Source organism: Pseudomonas sp. B20(2017), assembly GCF_002113125.1.
In the GTDB taxonomy this organism is placed as follows: domain Bacteria; phylum Pseudomonadota; class Gammaproteobacteria; order Pseudomonadales; family Pseudomonadaceae; genus Aquipseudomonas.
This window is the reverse complement of record NZ_NEJP01000005.1, coordinates 1-18,448: the sequence shown is the minus strand read 5'-3', so window position 1 is coordinate 18,448 and position 18,448 is coordinate 1. Positions and strand designations below refer to the sequence as shown.

The window sequence follows — 18,448 nt, the reverse complement described above, 5'->3', positions numbered from 1 at the left end:
AAACCTGTGGGCAGAGATGATATCCGCCGTGGCGAGCGGATCAGTGCTCGCCAGTGTAAGTCGATAGCAGGCTATTCGATAGCCTCATACGGAAGCCCGACGTAATTTTCTGCAATGGTTTTTTGACCCGCCTCTGAACTGACAAAGTAGTCCAGTTCCGAAGCGCAGATCCGCTGGCTGAAATCATCATGCTCATCGAAGCGGTGCAGCATCGAAGTCATCCACCAGGAAAACCGCTCGGCTTTCCACACCCGGCGCAGGCAGATCTCCGAGTATTTCTCCAGTAAGTCAGTGCGACCTTCGCGATAGACCTTCAGCAAAATCCTGAACAGCGTGCTGACATCGCTGGCCGCCAGATTCAGACCCTTGGCGCCGGTCGGCGGAACGATGTGCGCTGCATCCCCGACCAGAAACATCCGCCCGTACTGCATCGGCTCGACCACAAAACTGCGCAGCGGCGCGATGCTCTTTTCAATCGACGGACCGGTCACCAGTTTCTGCGCCAGATCCTTCGGCAGACGATTGCGCAGTTCATCCCAGAAACGCTGATCCGACCAGTCGTCGACGTTTTCCTCGGCCGGCACTTGCAGGTAATAGCGGGTGCGGGTCGCCGAACGCATGCTGCACAGGGCGAAGCCGCGCTCGTGGCGGGCGTAGACCAGTTCGTCGTGAATCGGTGGCGTATCGGCGAGAATGCCCAGCCAGCCGAACGGATAAACCCGCTCAAAGACTTTCAGGCAGTCCTCGGGAATCGACTGCCGGGCCACACCGTGGAACCCGTCGCAACCGGCGATGTAGTCGCAATCGACGCGCCAGGTTTCGCCGTCCTTTTCGAAGGTGACATAGGCTTCGTCGCTTTTCATGCCACAGGGAACGACATGGCTGGCTTCGTAGATGGTTTGTCCGCCGGTCTCCCGACGAGCGGCCATCAGGTCGCGGGTGACCTCGGTCTGGCCGTAGACCATCACGGTTTTTCCACCGGTCAACGCCTGCAGATCGATGTGTACCCGACGCCCGTCCAGGGCCAGTTCGAACCCGCCATGCACCAGCCCTTCGGCGTCCATCCGCTGACCCACGCCAGCCTCGCGCAATAGCTCTACCATGCCTTGTTCAAGCACACCGGCGCGGATTCGGCCGAGTACATAGTCAGGTGTCTGACGCTCCAGAATCAGGGTGTCGATGCCGGCGTTGTGCAGCAGTTGGCCGAGCAATAATCCGGACGGACCGGCGCCGATAATGGCGACTTGGGTTTTCAGCGTTTTCATTGTTTTTATGACTCGCAAGCTTCACGCGACAACGGCCGGTGAATGAGTTTGAGGATTCGAGTGCTTGCATTTTTCCCTTGCGGGTCTGTCAATTGAAGGTGAAAACTGAGCCGATACCTGTACATTCTGCCAATCGGTGCGATTATCGCCCGCAAACCTCGAGGCCTGGATTGAAGTGATGAACAAGCCTGACCTGCCTTCGATTCCGGTGTTCAAGCTCTACGGTGAAAGCCTGGACTGGCCGACCCCTGACTTGCTGCACTGTGAAACCATTTCCAAACGCAGCCGCGAACACCAATGGGAAATCAAACCCCACCGCCACGCCGATTTGTGCCAGTTGCTCTTCGTATTCAAAGGTCAGGCAGAGCTTGAAATCGAAGGCCAACGCACGCAACTGAACGAAGCCGCGATCCAGATCCTGCCGCCGTTATCGGTGCATGGATTCCGTTTTTCCGAGGACGTCGAAGGATTTGTCGTCACCCTCGCCACACCGTTGATCAACCATTTGCAGGCGCAACTGGGCAGCGCGGTGCAGGCCCTGGCCCAGGCCGAAAGTTATCCGGCGGGCAAGGACGCGGATTACCTCAACAGTCTGTTTGCCGCGTTGCAGGCGGAGTACAACGGTCATCAGCCGGCGCGGGAAATGCTCATGCATTCGCTGGTCAGCGTGATCATGGTCTGGGTCAGCCGTCAGGCGATCCACCGTCACAACGCCACGCAACGCCCGCAACGTCAGCGCGAATACCTCAACGGGTTCATTCAACTGGTGGAAGAAACCTACCGCCAGCACGTCAAGGTCGAAGACCTGGCCCATCGGCTGGGGATTTCCGTCTCGCACCTCAACGGCACCTGCCGTGAACTGGCGGGGCAGCCGGCGTTGCAGATCATGCACGAGCGTCAGTTACTGGAAGCCAAGCGCCTGCTGACTTATACGAGCATGACCATTTACGAGATGTCCGAAGTGTTGGGGTTTTCCGATCCGACCAACTTCACGCGCCTGTTCCGGCGCCGGGTGGGGATCTCGCCAAAGGCGTTCCGCGACCGACTCAAATCCGAGCAACAAGAGAGTGAATAGGTGGGAGCGAGCTTGCTCGCGAAGACGGTGTATCAGCCGGCAACTTTGCCACCTGACACGCCGCGTTCGTGAGCAAGCTCAGTCCCACTGACGTCCTGTATCAGCGCAGGGCGTTGAGGGTGGCGTTGTGAGGGATGCAGCGCTCGAAGTTGCAGCTCGCGTACTCACGGGGCAGTTGCCGCAACTGTTCCACGCGCCACGCTGCGGTGCCGTACAGCGCCAGCGTGGCCGCGCAGGTGATGAAAATCGCGAGGTATCTTCTTGTTCTGGTGTTCATGGCGTTGACCTCTGAACGAATACCCTTGGGTACTGTTTTCAGCATAGGTCAGCGCCGTGGAGTTGCCAGCGGCTCTGCGAACAGGATTACAGCCCGATATCCCACTGCGGGTTTTCGGGAAAACGCTGCACCAGAAAATCCAGCATGCAGCGCAACGCTGCCGGCATGTGCTTGCGCGAGGCATACACGGCGTAGATGTTCATCTGCCGGGGCTCGGCGTGGGGCAGCAGGCGAACCAGTTCGCCGCTGTGCACATGCACCCCGGCCTGATAGGTCGGCAGCATCGCCACCCCGGCGCCGGCCAGGGTTGCGCGCAACAGGGTGCTGGCCTCGTTGGCGCTGATGTTGCCCTGCACCGGCACCGAGACGGGTTCGCCATCTTCCTCGAAATGCCACAGGCTTTTGCCGAAGTAGGAATGGGTCAGGCAGTTGTGCCGGCTCAGTTCCTCCACCCGTTGTGGCTGCGGATGTTCCTGCAGATAGGCGGGCGCCGCGCAGACCACCGAGCGGCAGACCGTCAGGCGCCTGGCGATCAGGTTGGGGTCCAGATCGTTGCTGGTGCGGATCGCCAGGTCGATGCGCTCGTCCACCAGGTTCACGGTGCGATCAAGCATTTGCAGGTCAATGTTCACCCCCGGATACGCTTTGACGAACGCCGCCATGGCGTCGGCCAGTTGCGCCTGGCCGAACGAGGTGCTGACGCTGATCCGCAACAAGCCCCGAGGCGCATCGGTGGGTTCGCTGACGGCGGCCTGCATGTCGCCGGACAGCTCCAGCATCTGCCGGCAGCGCGGCAGGATTTCGTTGCCGGCGGCAGTCAGGCTCAACTTGCGCGTGGTGCGGTGCATCAGGCGCGCGCCGACCCAGTCCTCCAGTTCCGCCAGATAGCGCGACACCACCGGCCGCGACAGGTCCAGATGATCGGCCGCCGCCGACTGGCTGCCCAGATCCACTACCGTGACAAATACCCGCATTGCTTGGAGACGATCCATGATTTGCCCGCTTTCAGAAACAAACTATGTCCAAGCATCGCATTTTTTGTAACGAGTCTGGCAACTAAGCTCTGTCCCCATCGCCAAGCACGGCATTCGAACAGCGGAGCAACCCATGATCGGCTTCACCACCCTCAAGCGCGTTTTACTGGCCACCGCCACCCTCGGCTTTGCTGCCCACGCAGCGGCTGCGAACCTGACTCTCGACGTCTACAATCCGGGCACCAACGCGATCTTCCCGGTGACCTCGGTGCTGGTCAGCGGCGAGAAGGACGCGATTCTGGTGGACGCCCAGTTCGGCAAATCCCAGGCCGAGCAAGTGGTGGAAAAGATCCGCGCCAGCGGCAAGCAACTGACCACCATCTACATCAGCCACGGTGACCCGGATTACTACTTCGGTCTCGACACCCTGACCAAAGCCTTCCCGGAGGCCAAGGTGCTGGCCTCGCAACCGACCGTTGATCACATCAAAAAAACTGTCGACGGCAAACTCGCATTCTGGGGTCCGAAAATGGGCGCCGACGTGCCGACCAAAACCATCGTGCCGGGCGTGCTCAAGGGTGACAGCCTGATGCTCGAAGGGCAGAAGTTGCAGGTGGTCGGCCTGGAAGGCAAACAACCGGATCGTAGCTTCGTGTGGATCCCGTCGCTGAAAGCCGTGGTCGGCGGTGTGGTTGTCGCCGAGAACATCCACGTGTGGATGGCCGACACCCAGACCGCGCAATCCCACGCCGACTGGCTGGAAACCCTGCACTCGATCGAAACCCTGAAACCGAAAACCGTGGTGCCCGGTCACTACCTGGGTGACAGCGCCCGTTCGCTGGCGGCCGTGAAATTCACTGCCGACTACATCAAGGCATTCGACGCAGAAACCGCCAAGGCCAAGGATTCTGCCGCGTTGATCGCCGCGATGAAAAAACGCTACCCGACACTGGGCGAGGAAAGCTCCCTGGAGCTGAGCGCCAAAGTCGCCAAGGGCGAAATGCAGTGGTAACCCGATTCTGAAAAACGCAGCACTCTCAAGCCAACTGGAGAATGTCATGAGCAAGATCGCAATCATTGGTGCCACCGGCCGTGCCGGCAGCCAATTGCTGGAAGAAGCCCTGCGTCGCGGCCATAGTGTCACCGCCATCGCCCGGGATACCTCGAAGATCGGCGCCCGCGCCGGTGTGGTCAGCAAGAATGTCGACGTGCTGGATGCCGCTGCGTTGCAGGACGCCGTCGCCGGTCACGATGTGGTGATCAGCGCCGCGCATTTCGCCACGGTGCCGGCCAGCGCGCTGATCGGTCCGGTGAAACAGGCGGGCGTAAAACGTCTGCTGGTGGTCGGCGGTGCCGGATCGCTGTTGCTGCCGGACGGCACCCGCGTGATCGACAGCGCCGGGTTCCCGGCCGAGTACAAGGCTGAGGCCAGTGCCGGTGCGGCATTCCTTGATGCCCTGCGTCAGGAAAAGGAACTGGACTGGACGTTCCTGTCGCCGTCGGCGCTGTTTGTCGAAGGCGAGCGCACCGGTAAATTCCGTGTTGGCAAGGATGACTTGCTGGTGAGTGTTGAAGGCCAGAGCTCGATCAGCTTTGCCGACTACGCAATTGCGCTGATCGACGAAGTGGAAACGCCGAAGCATTCGCGTCAGCGGTTTACGGTCGGTTACTGAATCTCAACACCGATCCAATGTGGGAGCGAGCTTGCTCGCGAAGAGGGCGTGTCAGTCGACATCAACGTTGAATGACACACCGTATTCGCGAGCAAGCTCGCTCCCACAGGATATTGGGGTGTTCACCGCGTATGAGCCTGCTCCACCAACCACCCCATCAATTCCTGCAACTTCGCCGACGGCTCCGACGCCGGCGCCACGATGTAATAGCCTAATCCCGTCTTCACCTTCAGATCGAACGGCATCACCAGTCGCCCGGCGTTCAAGTCATCGCCGATCAACGACCAGTCGCCAATCGCCACCCCCGTCCCGTGGGACGCCATCGACATCGCCTGATCCAGCGTCTCGAAATGCTGACCGCTGCTGATGTTGCTCAAGTACAGTTCGGCGGCTTCAAGCCATAGCGTCCAGTCGTCATCGGTGTGAGTCGGATGCAGCAGCAGATGTTGTTGCAGGTCTGCCGGTGTGTGCAGGGCCGGACCGCCGTTGAGCAGCGTAGGCGAGCAGACCGGCGTCAGTTGCTCATCGAACAGATGCAGGGTCGCGGGTGAGTCGTGGGGCGCGGTGCCGTAGATCACTGCGGCGTCGAACTGCTCGCGATGAAAGTCCACACCGTGTTGCAACGATGCCGTGAGTTTCACCGGCACGTCCGGGCGCTCGCGCTGCCATTGCAGCAGGCGCGGCAACAACCAGCGCATCACGCAGCTCGGGGCCTTGAGTTGCAGGGTCTCGCGCTTGGCGCCGATCTGCTCCACCGAGTCGCCGATCAGGCTGAATACCTGCTGCACCCGTGGCAGCCATTCGCGACCTTCGGCCGTCAGCTCCAGGCCCCGGGCCAGGCGAATGAACAGCTCATAACCCAGATGTTCCTCCAGCCCGGCGATCTGTCGGCTCACCGCACCCTGGGTGATGTGCAACTGCTCGGCGGCCCGGGTGAAGTTGCAGCACTGCGCGGTAATCAGAAACGTGTGCAGGGCGGGCAGGGGAGGCAGTCGTTTCATGTGGATCCAAGGTATGACGTGAGGACATGGCTAGTATGAGCTTTTATCGATTGTTGCGGCTACGGGTCGCCCGTTTCAATGAGGCCATTCCCGGATCCCTGTGGGAGCGGGCTTGCCCCGGGCGGCGTTCCGACGAATGCGTCGGTACATCCGGCATGGATGTAACTGATCTACCGCTTTCGCGAGCAAGCTCGCTCCCACAAGGCCCCGATTTCTCAATTGAACAAGAAGGGCAAAGACATGGCGACGTGTGGCGAAGTACTGGTCAAGTTACTCGAAGATTATGGGGTCGAGCAGGTGTTCGGCATTCCCGGGGTACATACCGTGGAGTTGTATCGCGGGCTGGCCCGTTCGAGCATCAACCACGTCACCCCGCGCCATGAACAGGGCGCCGGCTTCATGGCCGACGGCTACGCCCGCACCAGCGGCAAACCGGGTGTGTGCTTCATCATTACCGGCCCGGGCATGACCAACATAACCACCGCCATGGGCCAGGCTTACGCCGATTCGATCCCGATGCTGGTGATCTCCAGCGTGCAGTCGCGCAGCCAACTGGGCGGCGGTCGCGGCAAGCTGCATGAACTGCCGAACCAGAGCGCACTGGTCGGCGGTGTGGCGGCGTTCTCCCACACCCTGATGTCGGCGTCCGAATTGCCGGGCGTATTGGCCCGTGCGTTTGCGCTGTTCCAGGCCGGGCGTCCGCGTCCGGTGCACATCGAAATTCCGCTGGATGTACTGGTCGAAGAAGCCGACGAACTGCTGACCAGCGTGCCGGTCAACATCGACCGCGCCGGTGCCGCGCCGGTCGCCGTGAGCCGCATGACCGAACTGCTGGCCGGCGCTCAGCGTCCGCTGATCCTCGCCGGAGGCGGTGCCATCGATGCGGCTGCCGAACTCACCGAACTGGCCGAACTGCTCGACGCGCCGGTGGCCCTGACCATCAACGCCAAAGGCATGCTGCCGTCGAGCCATCCGCTGTTGATCGGTTCGACCCAGAGCCTGGTGGCGACCCGCGCCCTGGTGGCCGATGCCGACGTAATCCTGGCGATCGGCACCGAACTGGCGGAAACCGACTACGACGTCACCTTCGCCGGCGGTTTCGAAATTCCCGGCAAGTTGCTGCGCGTGGATATCGATCCCGACCAGACCGTGCGCAACTACCCGCCCCACGTGGCGCTGGTCGCCGACTCGCGCAATGCGGCGCAAGCATTGCTCAGCGCGCTGTCGCACAAACCGCTGGCCGAGCGCCGCAACGACTGGGGTCAGGTACGCGCCGCCCGTCTGCGTGAAGACCTGGCGGCAACCTGGGACGCGCCGACCTTGGCCCAGACCCGTTTCCTCGAAACCGTGCTGCACGAGTTGCCGAACGCGGTGTTCGTCGGTGACTCCACGCAACCGGTGTACACCGGCAACCTGACTTTCAACCCGGAGCGTCCGCGCCGCTGGTTCAACTCGTCCACCGGTTACGGCACCCTCGGTTACGCCTTGCCGGCGGCGATTGGCGCGTGGCTCGGCGGCAACCTAGAACACGGCGCACGTCCGCCGGTGGTGTGCCTGATCGGCGACGGCGGTCTGCAATTCACCCTGCCGGAACTGGCCAGCGCCGTCGAAGCGCGCACCCCGGTGATCATCCTGTTGTGGAATAACCAGGGTTACGAAGAGATCAAGAAATACATGGTCAACCGCGCCATCGAGCCGGTGGGCGTGGACATCTACACCCCGGACTTCATCGGTGTGGCCAAGGCCCTGGGTTGCGCGGCGGAAGCGATCAGCTCGGCCGCACACCTGCGCGGTGCACTGCGCGCCGCAACGGATCGTCAGGGCCCGACCCTGATCGAGATCGACCAGACCCAATGGATGAAGGCGGTGGCCCAATGATGAATTTCCCGACCACACTCGACGGCCTGTACATCAACGGCCAATGGTCCGCCGGCCGCGAACACTTGCGCGTGATCAACCCGGCCACCGAAGCACTGCTGACCACGGTCAATGGCGGTGATGAAAGCGCCGTCGACCAGGCTGTAGCGGCGGCGACCGAAGCCTTCAAGGGCTGGTCGAAAACTACCGGCGCCGAGCGCGCTGCGATCCTGCGCAACATCGCCAATGGCGTGCGCAACGGACGCGAACATCTGATGAACTTGCAGTCGAGTAACAACGGCAAACCGCAGTTCGAAGCGGGCATTGATGTCGACGATGTGATCGCCACCTTCGAGTACTACGCCGAACTCGCCGAAGGCCTCGATGGGAAACAGGACAGCAACGTGCCGCTGCCGGGCGACAACTTCAGCGCGCGCCTGCGCCGCGAGCCGTGCGGTGTGGTCGGGCTGATCGTGCCGTGGAATTTCCCGATGGTCACCACCGCGTGGAAACTTGCCCCGGCCCTGGCCGCCGGTTGCTGCGTGGTGCTCAAACCGTCTGAAGTCACGCCGTTGCCGGAGCTGGAGTTGGCAGCGATCATCGCCGAATCCGGTCTACCCAAAGGCGTGTTCAACCTGGTGTGCGGCACCGGCCTGGCAGTCGGTGCGCCGCTGTCGGCGGATCCGCGTATCGCCAAGATTTCCTTTACCGGCAGCAACGCCGTCGGTGTGCAAGTGATGCAGCGCGCCGCCGAATCCGTTAAGGGTGTGAGCCTGGAACTGGGCGGAAAATCCTCGCTGCTGATTCTGGAAGATGCCGACCTGGATCTGGCGGTGGAACTGGCCTGCGGTGGCGGTTTCTTCAACGCCGGGCAGATGTGCTCGGCCACCAGCCGGGTGCTGGTTGCCGATGAACTGGCCGATGAATTTCTGATCCGCTTGAAGGCCCGTGCGGAGAAAATCCGTGTGGCCGATCCGTTCGACCCGGAAGTCGAGATGGGCGCGCTGGTCAATCAGGCGCAGTACCAGCGCGTGCTCGGTCACATCGACCGTGGTCTGAGCGCCGGTGCCAAGCTGATCTGTGGCGGCAATCGTCCCGCCGATCTGCAGCGCGGCTATTTCTTGCAGCCGACGATCTTCACCGAAGTGCCCCTCGACAGTGCGCTGTGGTGTGAAGAGATCTTCGGGCCGGTGATCTGCGTACGCAGTTTCGCTTCGGAAGCCGAGGCGATTGCCCTGGCCAACGACAGTCAGTTCGGTCTGGTGGCCAGCGTGGTCACGCGCAATGCCGAGACCGCGGATCGGGTTGCCAACGCCTTGCAGGCGGGGCTGGTGTGGCTCAACGCGCCGCAAGTGATCTTCCCGCAGACGGCGTGGGGCGGCTACAAACAGAGCAGCATCGGCCGTGAATTGGGGCCGTGGGGTCTGGCGGCATTTCAGGAAATCAAGCACGTGATTCGCGCGCTCTGAATGCCCGAAAAAGGTCAGCGCATGCCTCGCAAGGAGGCATGCGCCGGCTTCATGGCTCCAATGAGTTTTTATCGATAGTCAGGTGTTTTGCACGACCTCAGGATGAACCCGCAGACCACGCTCAAGCCCTTTGAAACCGGGCGCTTGGGCGATATCGGTCAGGCAGATGCAAGGGTTGCGATCAATCTCATACTTACAAGAATAATGGGAGTCCTAAATGGGCGAGCACGATCTGAACAGGCGTCAATTCATCAAAACCGTCGGCGTGGCCTCGGTGGCTGCGGCGGCCATGAGCATGCCCTTCATCCGGGCCAGTGCCAGCGACACCCGCTTTGCCGGCAAGACCCTGCGTCTGCTGACCTGGTCCGATGACACGGGCCTCGCCGCACTGCGCAACATCGCTGCAACGTTCGAAGCCAAGACCGGCGCCAAAGTGATTGCCGACCGTACCGGCAGCACTTCGGAAATGGTCGCCAAACTCAAGGCCGGCGGTGACCGTCCGCAGTACGACATCATCACCCTGGCTGGCGTTGGCGCCGAAGGTCTGGCCGCTGCCGGACTGCTGGAAAAACCCGATCTCAACCGCATTCCCAACCTGGTCGATGTCCCGGAAAAATACCGCACCGGGGCCAACGGTCACGGCATCGGTTACCTGCTGTGGTGCAACAGCCTGGTCTACAGCACTCGCACCCAGACCACCGCGCCGGACAGTTACGCCGCGCTGTGGGACGCCGATCTGGCGCCGAACATTTTCCTGCCGCCGCCGAACTGGACCGAGGCGATGGACCTGATCATCATCGCCGCCAAACTGGCCGGCGGTGACGAGCACAACATCGAACCGGGCTTCAAGAAACTCGCCGAGCTCAAGGAGCGTGTGGTGACCCTGGGCGAAAACCCCAACCAGATTGCCGAACTGTTCCGCACCGGTTCTCTGGACATGGGCGGCCTCTACGCCCCGGCGTTTTTCCCCAAGCAGATCCGCGATCCGAACTACGGCCTCGGCGCCACGTTCGGCATGAAGGAAGGTTTCTATACCGACCTGATGCTCTCGGTGATGCCGAAGAACCGTCCGGGCGACACCGATCTGGCCTATGCCTTCATCGACCACTCCCTCGACCCGCTGGTGCAGGGCAAGATGGCCGAAGACATCTTCAACGGCCCGGTCAACGCCAAGGCGATCATCTCCGCCGAAGCGCGCAAGAGCCCGTTCATCCTCACGCCGGAGCAGATCGCGGAGAAGGCGATCATGCACGACAACGCTTTCCTGGCGACCGTGCATGACCAGTGGATTCGTCGCTACACGGAAATCTTTTCTTCCTGATCGAGTGATGGACGCAGGTTCTTCAAACACCGAAGTACCTGTGGGAGCGAGCTTGCTCGCGATTGCGGACTGACATTCACCGACAGTGTCGACTGACAGATTGCTATCGCGAGCAAGCTCGCTCCCACAGGTTTCTCCGTGAATTTGAAGGCAGTGTCTGTCAGTTGTTTTTCCATTGACGAGATCATTGCTATGGAACATCAATCCCTGACCCAACCGGTCGGCACGGGTGACGTGCGCCCGGCGCGCGGTATTTCGCCGACGGCGCGGGCGTGGTTTTTTCTCACGCCGTCGATGCTGCTTCTCGGCGTGCTGATTGCCGCCAGCCTGCTGGTGCTGCGCATGAGCGTCGGCACCAAGGGCGCGGAGTGGTCCGGTTTCAGCCTGGCCAGTTACGCGCAGTTGCTCGAACCCTACTACCTCAAATCGTTGCTGCTGACCTTGCGTCTGGCGCTGATCAGCGCGGTGATCGCCGTGGTGCTGGCGATCCCGGTGGCCTACACCATGTCGCGACTGACCTCGCCGTTCGTGCGGCGGATTTTTCTGGCGGCGGTACTGTTGCCGCTGCTGGTCAACCTGCTGCTGCAAAGCTACGGCTGGCTGGTGATCCTCGGCCCCGGCGGCATGCTCAACCAGACCCTGATGGGCCTCGGTCTGATCAAGCGCCCGATCATGTTGCTGTACAACCAGAACGGCGTGTTGATGGGCCTGGTGCAAACCGCGTTTCCGCTCGCCGTGCTGCCGATTGCCAGCGCCATGCGCGGTGTCTCCCGCAGCTACGAAGAAGCTGCCGCGACCCTCGGCGCCAGTCGTTTTCAAGTGTTTCGCCAGGTTGTGTTGCCGATGAGTCTGCCGGGGATCATCACTGGCGCGACCCTGGTGTTCGCTTACAACGCCAGCAGCTTCGTGGTGCCGTTGCTGCTCGGCGGTCGGCGCGTGCCGATGCTCGCGGTGATGGTGCATGACCAGATCGCCCCGCTGATGAACTGGCCTGCCGCGTCCGCCGCCGGGGTGGTGCTGATCGTCACCACGCTCGCCATCATGACCTTGTCCGAATACATCACCGGCCGCCGTCGCCGTTTGCTGGAGGCTTCGCAATGAGTGCCCTGATCAAGAAGCGTCAGTCGCTGTTGCCGGGCGACACCGGCAAGTTCGCCGGCATCCTGTCCGGGATCATTTTGTTCCTGGCGGTGTTGCCGATCCTGACCATGATCGTGATGTCGTTCAGCGGCGCGTCGAACCTCGACTTTCCGCCGAGCAGCTACAGCCTGCAGTGGTACAAGGCGGCGTGGCACACCTTCGTCTCGCCCGATGCCAGTGATGTGCTGAGCCTCGGCCAGGCCATGGGCACCAGTTTGCTGGTGTCGTGCCTGACGATGATTTTCGCCACGCTGATCGCGGTGCCGGCGGCTTACGCGCTGACCCGTTGCGAGTTCCGTGGCAAGGGTGTGGCGCTGCAACTGATGTCGTTGCCGCTGGTGTTCCCGATGGTGGTGCTGGGGCTGGCCTTGCTGTTGGTGTTCGACAGCCTGCCGTTCCACATGACCACTTCGCGGCTGGTGATCGCCCACGTGATTCTGGCGCTGCCGTTCGTGGTGAAGAACTGCACGGCGGCCATGCTTTCCATCGGCAGCGAAGTCGAAGAAGCGGCGCAGATGCTCGGCGCCTCGCCGCTGCGCGCCATTGTCGATGTGGTGGTGCCGTTGATGAAATCGGGGATTCTGGCGGGGATGCTGCTGGCGTTTATCGTCTCGTTCAACGAATTCACCGTGACCTATTTCCTCTACACCATCGACGTCATGACCGTGCCGATCTGGATGTACAGCCGCACCGTGTCATCGCTCGACCCTACTGTGTTCTCGTTTGCCGTGCTGATCGTGTTGATCGACTTCGTCCTGATCTGGGCGTTGGAGAAGCTGGTCGGTGAAGGCGGCGTGTCCTTTTGATTTCTTGAGGTGATTTATGTCTGGTCTGATTCTGGAAAACGTCGAGAAACACTACGGCTCGGCCTGCGCGGTAAAAGACGTCAATCTGCATTTGCCCGAGGGCAAACTGGTGTGTTTCCTCGGCCCGTCGGGTTGCGGCAAGACCACGTTGCTGCGAATGATCGCCGGGCTGGAAACCCTCACCGGCGGCGAGATTCGCCTGGACGGCGAGGACATCGGCCACACCCCGGCGCACCTGCGCAACTTCGGCATGGTGTTCCAGTCGCTGGCGCTGTTCCCGCACATGACCGTGGGCGAAAACATCGCCTATCCGCTGAAACTGCGCGGCGTCAGCAAGGCCGATCAACAGGCGCGAGTGGTGGAGTTGCTGGAGTTGATCCAGCTGCAACCGATGATCGATCGCCCGGTGGCCAAGCTCTCCGGCGGCCAGCGTCAGCGAGTGGCGATTGCCCGGGCGATTGCCTCGCACCCGAAAATCCTGCTGCTGGACGAACCGCTGTCGGCGCTCGACGCCAAGTTGCGCGAGTCGATGCAGGTGGAAATCCGCCAGCTGCAACAACGCCTGAACATCACCACGATCATGGTCACCCACGATCAGCGCGAGGCCATGACCATGGCTGACATCGTGGTAGTCCTCGGTGAGCATCGGGTGCAGCAGGTGGGTACGCCGATTGAAATCTATCGGCATCCGGCCAACGAGCTTGTGGCGGACTTTATCGGCTCCGGCAACATATTCCCGGCCACCGCGCTGGGCGATGGCAAGGTCGTGCTGCCGGGCGGCGATGCGCTGCAAGTGCCGATCTGCAGCAGCATCGTGGTCGGGCAGAAAGTGAAGATGCTGATTCGTCCCGAAGACCTGCAACTGTCGGCGCCGCAGGCCACAGCAGGTAATCGTCTGCTGGGCAAGGTGACGTTTGTGCGCGACATCGGCGCGACCATCGAGACCACGGTGGAATGCTCCGGGGTAACCTTCACGGCGCTGAGCACGCCGTGTCAGGGCTTCGGTCTGGGAATCGGGCATCCGGTGTCGGTGACGTTGCCGAGTGAGGCGTGTCGGGTGTTGGGCGCCTGATCCAGATTTGATGCTGGCTCTGCCGACCTCTTCGTCGGATCGCCGCCCGGACCAAGCCCGCTCCCACAGGTTATTCGTCGTACACAAGCTTTGTAGTAGACACCAGTCACTGTGGGAGCGGGCTTGCCCGCGAAGAGGCCAGTAGCCGCGACGCAATAATCCAGATCAGACCGTCAGCCGCAACCGCGCCAGATCCCGCAACGGCGGCGCGCCGAACAACCGGCTGTACTCACGACTGAACTGCGAAGGGCTTTCATAACCCACGCGGTATCCGGCCGCCGAAGCCTCGAGCCCCTCAGTCAGCATCAAACGCCGCGCCTCTTGCAGGCGCAGCTGCTTTTGATACTGCAACGGACTCATCGCCGTCATCGCCTTGAAACGGTGATGCAGGGTCGAGACGCTGAGGTTCACTTCCTTCGCCAGATCATCGATGCGCAGCGGCTGTTCGAAGTTGCCGTTGAGCCATTTGATCGCCTGGCTGATGCGGTGGCTCTGGCTGTTGGCGATGGCGATTTCGTACAGCCGATGGCCCTGCGGACTGCGCAGCAGGCGATAGAGAATTTCCCGGCGGATCAGCGGCGCGAGCATGGCGATATCTTTCGGCGTGTCGAGCAGACGGGCCAGACGCAGCACCGCATCGAGCATCGCGCTGTCGATCTTCTCCACATACAGACCGCGTCCGGTCGGCCGGGTCGGTACGCCCATCGGGCCGGCGTCGGCGATCAGCGCGGTGATTTCCGCCGGATCAATGTCCAGGCGCACGGCGAGGATCGGTTCCAGAGGCGAGACATTCACCACCCGCCCGCTCAACGGCATCGAAACCGACACCACCAGATAATTCAGCGGGTCGTAATTGAAGAACTCGTCCGCCAGCCGTACCTCTTTGCGCCCCTGGGCCATGATGCACAGCGCCGGTTGCGCGAGCACCGGGGCGAAGTCATGGGACTGGGTGTGGCGCGACATGAACAGCGAGCCGACGGCGGTGGCATAACTGCCATCTTCGGACGTGTTGCGGCGAATGATGGCTGCCAGTTCCGCGCGCTGCTTTTCCATGTCGGCTTCCATGTCGGCATCGGGCGAAACTTGAAAACGATCGAATGACGTCATGCGCGGCATCCTCGGCAAGGGCGGTGGAGTGGGGCAAAGCATAAGTTTGTGCAATCCGCAGCGGTAGACACATCCTGCGAAATGCTTGCCTGATCCTGCATGGGGTTGATTTGCCGGCCAGCCATAGCAGGATGCAGAGCGTCATGATTGCTCGAAACCGATATGACAGGACTGTGACCGGGTTTTACAGGTTGTTACAGGTCCTGAGTGCAGTCTCGCAGGATTGTGCAACGCGGCGGCAGGAATCGACTAACGGCGAGCAGTGCCCGGCCCTTAACCTTGGATCCTGTCGCAGCCCGTCCCCGGCTGCCACGCGACTCCCTGGGAGGGTTGAACATGTCCAAGCAGATTCCCGTCAGTCATATGGCCTTCGTTCGAGCGCGCGCCGGGCGCTCGGCGGAACTCGGCATGCGCCTGAGCGCGCTGATCGAGCCGTCCCGTGCCGCCGCCGGTTGCCTGAGCTTTTCCTTGCAGCATTCGCAGTGTGATCCGGAGTTGTGGCTGGTCTCCGGGTTCTGGATCAACCAGCAATCGATGACCGCCTATTTCAGCAGCCCGTCGATGGAAATCTTTGCCGAGCTGGTGCAGGACCTGGTGGTCAATAGCCTGGATTTCCACACGTTCAAGGAAGTCTCGGCCGCACAGGCCGTAGGCCAATGCACTGCGCCGATACACAAACTCGCCGGTTGAATGTTTAATGTCGGGCTTATCCGACTGAGCCAGGACCTGCGATATGGCACGTAAAGAGTTCGAACACTTCGAAGCGGTTTCCGCTGTAGTCCCCGTCGAGTTGGGCGGTAACAAGGGTTATCACGCGGCAATCGCCGTCAAGGCCCTGGTCGACGGCGGCGCACCGCGCTTTCACAAACTGCTGAACGATCAGGTTTTCCCCGGCGCCATCGCCGCCGATGAAGCCGCGATCAACGAACTGGACAAGCTCAAGGGCGTCACCGACGACGCCGAGCTGATCTGGTAAGCGCTTACTTCGTCGCCCCCGGGCGCCACATCTTGAACAGCGCCTCCGGCCCCAGCTGGAAATAGTCCGCCGGTCCGCCGCCCCGCAGTATCGGTTCGGCGGCGGCGGTGTCGTAGATCCCGTCCTTCAACAGCCACTTGGCGATATGCACGGCGACCACTTCGCCGAGCACCAGCCAACTCGGCACGGTCTCGCCGTCGGCGCGCTGCAACTGAATGATCTGGGTGACCTTGCATTCGAAAGACACCGGGCTTTCGGCCACGCGTGGCACGGCAATCACCTTCGACGCCACCGGCGTCAGCCCTGCGAGTTCGAATTCGTTGACCTCCGGCCCGACCATCGCGCAGCTCTGGTTCATCTGCTCGGCCAGCGGGCGGGTGGCGAGGTTCCAGACGAATTCGCCGGTCTGCTCGATGTTGTTCAGGCTGTCTTTGCGCCCGACGCTGGAGAACCCGATGATCGGCGGAATGTAGTTGAACGCGTTGAAAAAGCTGTAGGGCGCCAGGTTCAGCCGGCCTTCGGCATCCTGCGAAGAAATCCAGCCGATGGGGCGCGGGCCGACGATGGCGTTGAACGGATCGTGGGGCAGACCGTGGCCGTTGGCCGGTTCGTAGAAATGGATGTCGTCGGGCATGGCGGGTGGTCCTGAAGGCGTTTGTCAGCGGCCAATAGTGCAAGGACGATCCACTTATTTCCAGCCGAATGCAAAATCTGTGGGAGCGAGCTTGCTCGCGAAGTTGGTGTGTCAGGCAACGCCTGCGGTGGATGATCCCACGCTTTCGCGAGCAAGCTCGCTCCCACAGGGATTTGTGGTGTTTGTGAATGCCATGTCTGCAGACACAAACAAGCCCGGCAATGGCCGGGCTTTGGTGTCTGCATTCTGGCAATCAGCTGATGGCAGCGGCGGTACCGGTTTTATCAAAGCCGTCGGCGGCGATGGCGTTGGCAGTGCCGGTTTTATCGAAACCGTCTGCAGCGATGGCGTTGGCGGTGCCGGTTTTATCGAAACCATCGGCAGCAACGGCTTTGCCGACGTTGGTCTTGTCGAAGCCGTCGGCAGCGTAGGTGCCGGTGTGGCTGGTTTCGATGGCAGCGCTGGCGCCGGAAATGAAGTCGGCGGATTTGGTTTTGTCCGAACCGTCGGCGGCGAAAGTGTTGGCGGCCAGTACGGACAGGGTCAGGGCGAGAATCAGTTTGGTTTTCATGGTCGTTCTCCAGATTCGAAATTCGTTGGCGATGTGTTTCGCATGGGGTTCATGCTACGCCAACTAAATTGATTAAAAAGCGCAAAATAATGCTAAAAACAATCGATTAACTTGATGTTAAGGGCGGCGCATTCAAATCGCTTTCGTCGTCGGAGCGAGCGTCGCGCAGGTCATCGATCAGGTAGGTGCAGGATGCCGCAGGGGTATTAACCGGTGATTAATTTTCGTTTTTGGGGTGTGTGACAGATTTTTCATACATTCCCGACCGGTTTTTCACCCGCGCAACGCCAGTCTGCCCACGGCCATAAAGCCAACAACCGGCCGTCACACACTGGAGCGTTGCCTGCGATGAATAGACTGCCTCAAATCACCCTGGCCTTCTGGGTCATGAAAATCTGCGCGACGACCCTGGGGGAAACCGCGGGGGATTTGTTGTCGATGACCCTTAACGTCGGTTACGCCATCAGCTCGCTGATCCTGATCAGCGTGTTTGCCCTGACGCTGATCACGCAGTTGATGGCCAAGACCTACAAGCCGCTGCTGTACTGGATCGTGATCCTGTCGACCAGCACCGCCGGCACTACCATGTCCGACTTCATGGACCGCACGCTGGAACTGGGTTACGCCACCGGCTCCATGATCCTGATCGCGATCCTGCTGGCGATTTTCGCGGCATGGCGCCTGAGCGGTGACTCGCTCAACGTCACCAAGGTGCAAAGCTTTCGCGGCGAGATGTTCTATTGGATGGCGATCCTGTTCTCCAACACCCTGGGCACCGCACTCGGCGATTACCTGGCGGACGACTCGGGCCTGGGCTTTGCCGGTGGCGCACTGTTGATCGGCTCGGCGATTGGCGTGGTCGTGCTGCTCAAGTACTTCACGAAGATTTCGTCGGTGGCGCTTTTCTGGGTGGCGTTCGTGCTGACCCGGCCGTTTGGCGCGACCTTGGGCGACTTGATGACCAAGTCCCATGAGAAGGGTGGGCTGGATTTCGGCACCATCGGTTCGTCGGCGGTGCTGGCGGGGATTCTGCTGGTGATGATCGTCGGGGCGTCGTATGCGCAGAAGCGTTATGGCAAACAGCAGGTTGCCGAGTTGACCTGATACCGAGGTGACTTCAATCGCGAGCAAGCTCGCTTGTATGCTGGTACTTGAAGGGAGGAGGAGGGACAAGGCTCGATTCTGACTGTTGGCGCAGTACAGATCCGTGGGAGATTTCGCCCCTCCTCC

At 61.2% G+C, this 18,448-nt stretch carries 19 protein-coding genes; 12 read left to right on the top strand and 7 right to left on the bottom strand.

Annotation, left to right across the window (positions count from 1 at the left end):
• Positions 1–71: 71 nt before the first annotated feature.
• The gene (gene pobA / locus CAF63_RS08680) at positions 72–1,265 is read right to left on the bottom strand and encodes a 4-hydroxybenzoate 3-monooxygenase (RefSeq protein ID WP_085684446.1); all 1,194 of its coding nucleotides are present in this window, start codon (positions 1,263–1,265) and stop codon (positions 72–74) included.
• A gap of 178 nt (positions 1,266–1,443) precedes the next feature.
• On the opposite strand from pobA, the gene CAF63_RS08675 reads away from it, so the two are divergent.
• On the top strand, positions 1,444–2,340 hold the full coding sequence (locus tag CAF63_RS08675; protein WP_085684444.1) for a helix-turn-helix domain-containing protein: 897 nt from the start codon (positions 1,444–1,446) through the stop codon (positions 2,338–2,340).
• Between the two features lie 100 nt (positions 2,341–2,440).
• Here the strand turns inward: CAF63_RS08675 and CAF63_RS28810 are convergent, their stop codons facing one another.
• Together CAF63_RS28810 and CAF63_RS08665 are read right to left on the bottom strand one after the other, a co-directional pair.
• Complete coding sequence (locus tag CAF63_RS28810) at positions 2,441–2,617, bottom strand: hypothetical protein (protein ID WP_007953274.1); 177 nt, start codon at positions 2,615–2,617, stop codon at positions 2,441–2,443.
• A gap of 86 nt (positions 2,618–2,703) precedes the next feature.
• Positions 2,704–3,609, bottom strand: coding sequence for a LysR family transcriptional regulator (locus CAF63_RS08665; protein ID WP_218191761.1), 906 nt, complete (start codon positions 3,607–3,609; stop codon positions 2,704–2,706).
• Between the two features lie 115 nt (positions 3,610–3,724).
• On the opposite strand from CAF63_RS08665, the gene CAF63_RS08660 reads away from it, so the two are divergent.
• A complete protein-coding gene (locus tag CAF63_RS08660) occupies positions 3,725–4,603 on the top strand; it encodes an MBL fold metallo-hydrolase (RefSeq protein WP_085684437.1) in 879 nt (292 codons plus the stop codon).
• Between the two features lie 46 nt (positions 4,604–4,649).
• A complete protein-coding gene (locus tag CAF63_RS08655) occupies positions 4,650–5,264 on the top strand; it encodes an NAD(P)-dependent oxidoreductase (RefSeq protein WP_085684435.1) in 615 nt (204 codons plus the stop codon).
• 122 nt (positions 5,265–5,386) lie between these two features.
• Here CAF63_RS08655 and CAF63_RS08650 read toward each other — a convergent pair whose 3' ends face one another.
• Positions 5,387–6,265, bottom strand: coding sequence for a LysR substrate-binding domain-containing protein (locus CAF63_RS08650; RefSeq protein ID WP_085684433.1), 879 nt, complete (start codon positions 6,263–6,265; stop codon positions 5,387–5,389).
• A gap of 240 nt (positions 6,266–6,505) precedes the next feature.
• On the opposite strand from CAF63_RS08650, the gene CAF63_RS08645 reads away from it, so the two are divergent.
• The 6 genes from CAF63_RS08645 (at position 6,506) to CAF63_RS08620 (ending at position 13,930) form a co-directional block, all read left to right on the top strand.
• A complete protein-coding gene (locus tag CAF63_RS08645; protein ID WP_085684431.1) occupies positions 6,506–8,143 on the top strand; it encodes a 5-guanidino-2-oxopentanoate decarboxylase in 1,638 nt (545 codons plus the stop codon).
• On the top strand, positions 8,143–9,591 hold the full coding sequence (locus CAF63_RS08640; protein WP_178081282.1) for an aldehyde dehydrogenase family protein: 1,449 nt from the start codon (positions 8,143–8,145) through the stop codon (positions 9,589–9,591). Before CAF63_RS08645 ends, CAF63_RS08640 begins: the two co-directional genes overlap by 1 nt.
• A 217-nt stretch (positions 9,592–9,808) precedes the next feature.
• A complete protein-coding gene (locus CAF63_RS08635) occupies positions 9,809–10,912 on the top strand; it encodes an extracellular solute-binding protein (protein ID WP_085684427.1) in 1,104 nt (367 codons plus the stop codon).
• A gap of 192 nt (positions 10,913–11,104) precedes the next feature.
• The gene (locus CAF63_RS08630; RefSeq protein ID WP_085684424.1) at positions 11,105–12,013 is read left to right on the top strand and encodes an ABC transporter permease; all 909 of its coding nucleotides are present in this window, start codon (positions 11,105–11,107) and stop codon (positions 12,011–12,013) included.
• Positions 12,010–12,858: an ABC transporter permease gene (locus CAF63_RS08625; protein WP_007960165.1), complete on the top strand. Its 849-nt coding sequence runs from the start codon at positions 12,010–12,012 to the stop codon at positions 12,856–12,858. Before CAF63_RS08630 ends, CAF63_RS08625 begins: the two co-directional genes overlap by 4 nt.
• 16 nt (positions 12,859–12,874) lie before the next feature.
• Complete coding sequence (locus CAF63_RS08620) at positions 12,875–13,930, top strand: ABC transporter ATP-binding protein (protein ID WP_085684422.1); 1,056 nt, start codon at positions 12,875–12,877, stop codon at positions 13,928–13,930.
• Between the two features lie 165 nt (positions 13,931–14,095).
• On the opposite strand, the gene CAF63_RS08615 is transcribed toward CAF63_RS08620, so the two are convergent.
• Entirely contained in the window at positions 14,096–15,037 is a 942-nt protein-coding gene (locus CAF63_RS08615; protein WP_085684420.1) for an AraC family transcriptional regulator, read from the bottom strand.
• A 336-nt stretch (positions 15,038–15,373) separates the two neighbouring features.
• On the opposite strand from CAF63_RS08615, the gene CAF63_RS08610 reads away from it, so the two are divergent.
• On the top strand, positions 15,374–15,727 hold the full coding sequence (locus CAF63_RS08610) for a putative quinol monooxygenase (RefSeq protein WP_085684418.1): 354 nt from the start codon (positions 15,374–15,376) through the stop codon (positions 15,725–15,727).
• Between the two features lie 43 nt (positions 15,728–15,770).
• The gene (locus CAF63_RS08605) at positions 15,771–16,013 is read left to right on the top strand and encodes a hypothetical protein (RefSeq protein ID WP_007960172.1); all 243 of its coding nucleotides are present in this window, start codon (positions 15,771–15,773) and stop codon (positions 16,011–16,013) included.
• Between the two features lie 4 nt (positions 16,014–16,017).
• Here CAF63_RS08605 and CAF63_RS08600 read toward each other — a convergent pair whose 3' ends face one another.
• Together CAF63_RS08600 and CAF63_RS08595 are read right to left on the bottom strand one after the other, a co-directional pair.
• A complete protein-coding gene (locus CAF63_RS08600; protein WP_011335689.1) occupies positions 16,018–16,647 on the bottom strand; it encodes a flavin reductase family protein in 630 nt (209 codons plus the stop codon).
• 253 nt (positions 16,648–16,900) lie between these two features.
• Positions 16,901–17,218, bottom strand: coding sequence for a hypothetical protein (locus CAF63_RS08595; RefSeq protein ID WP_085610837.1), 318 nt, complete (start codon positions 17,216–17,218; stop codon positions 16,901–16,903).
• A gap of 348 nt (positions 17,219–17,566) precedes the next feature.
• On the opposite strand from CAF63_RS08595, the gene CAF63_RS08590 reads away from it, so the two are divergent.
• Positions 17,567–18,322 (top strand): hypothetical protein, encoded by a 756-nt coding sequence (locus tag CAF63_RS08590; protein WP_085684416.1) that lies wholly within the window; start codon positions 17,567–17,569, stop codon positions 18,320–18,322.
• The last annotated feature ends 126 nt before the right edge of the window (positions 18,323–18,448 follow it).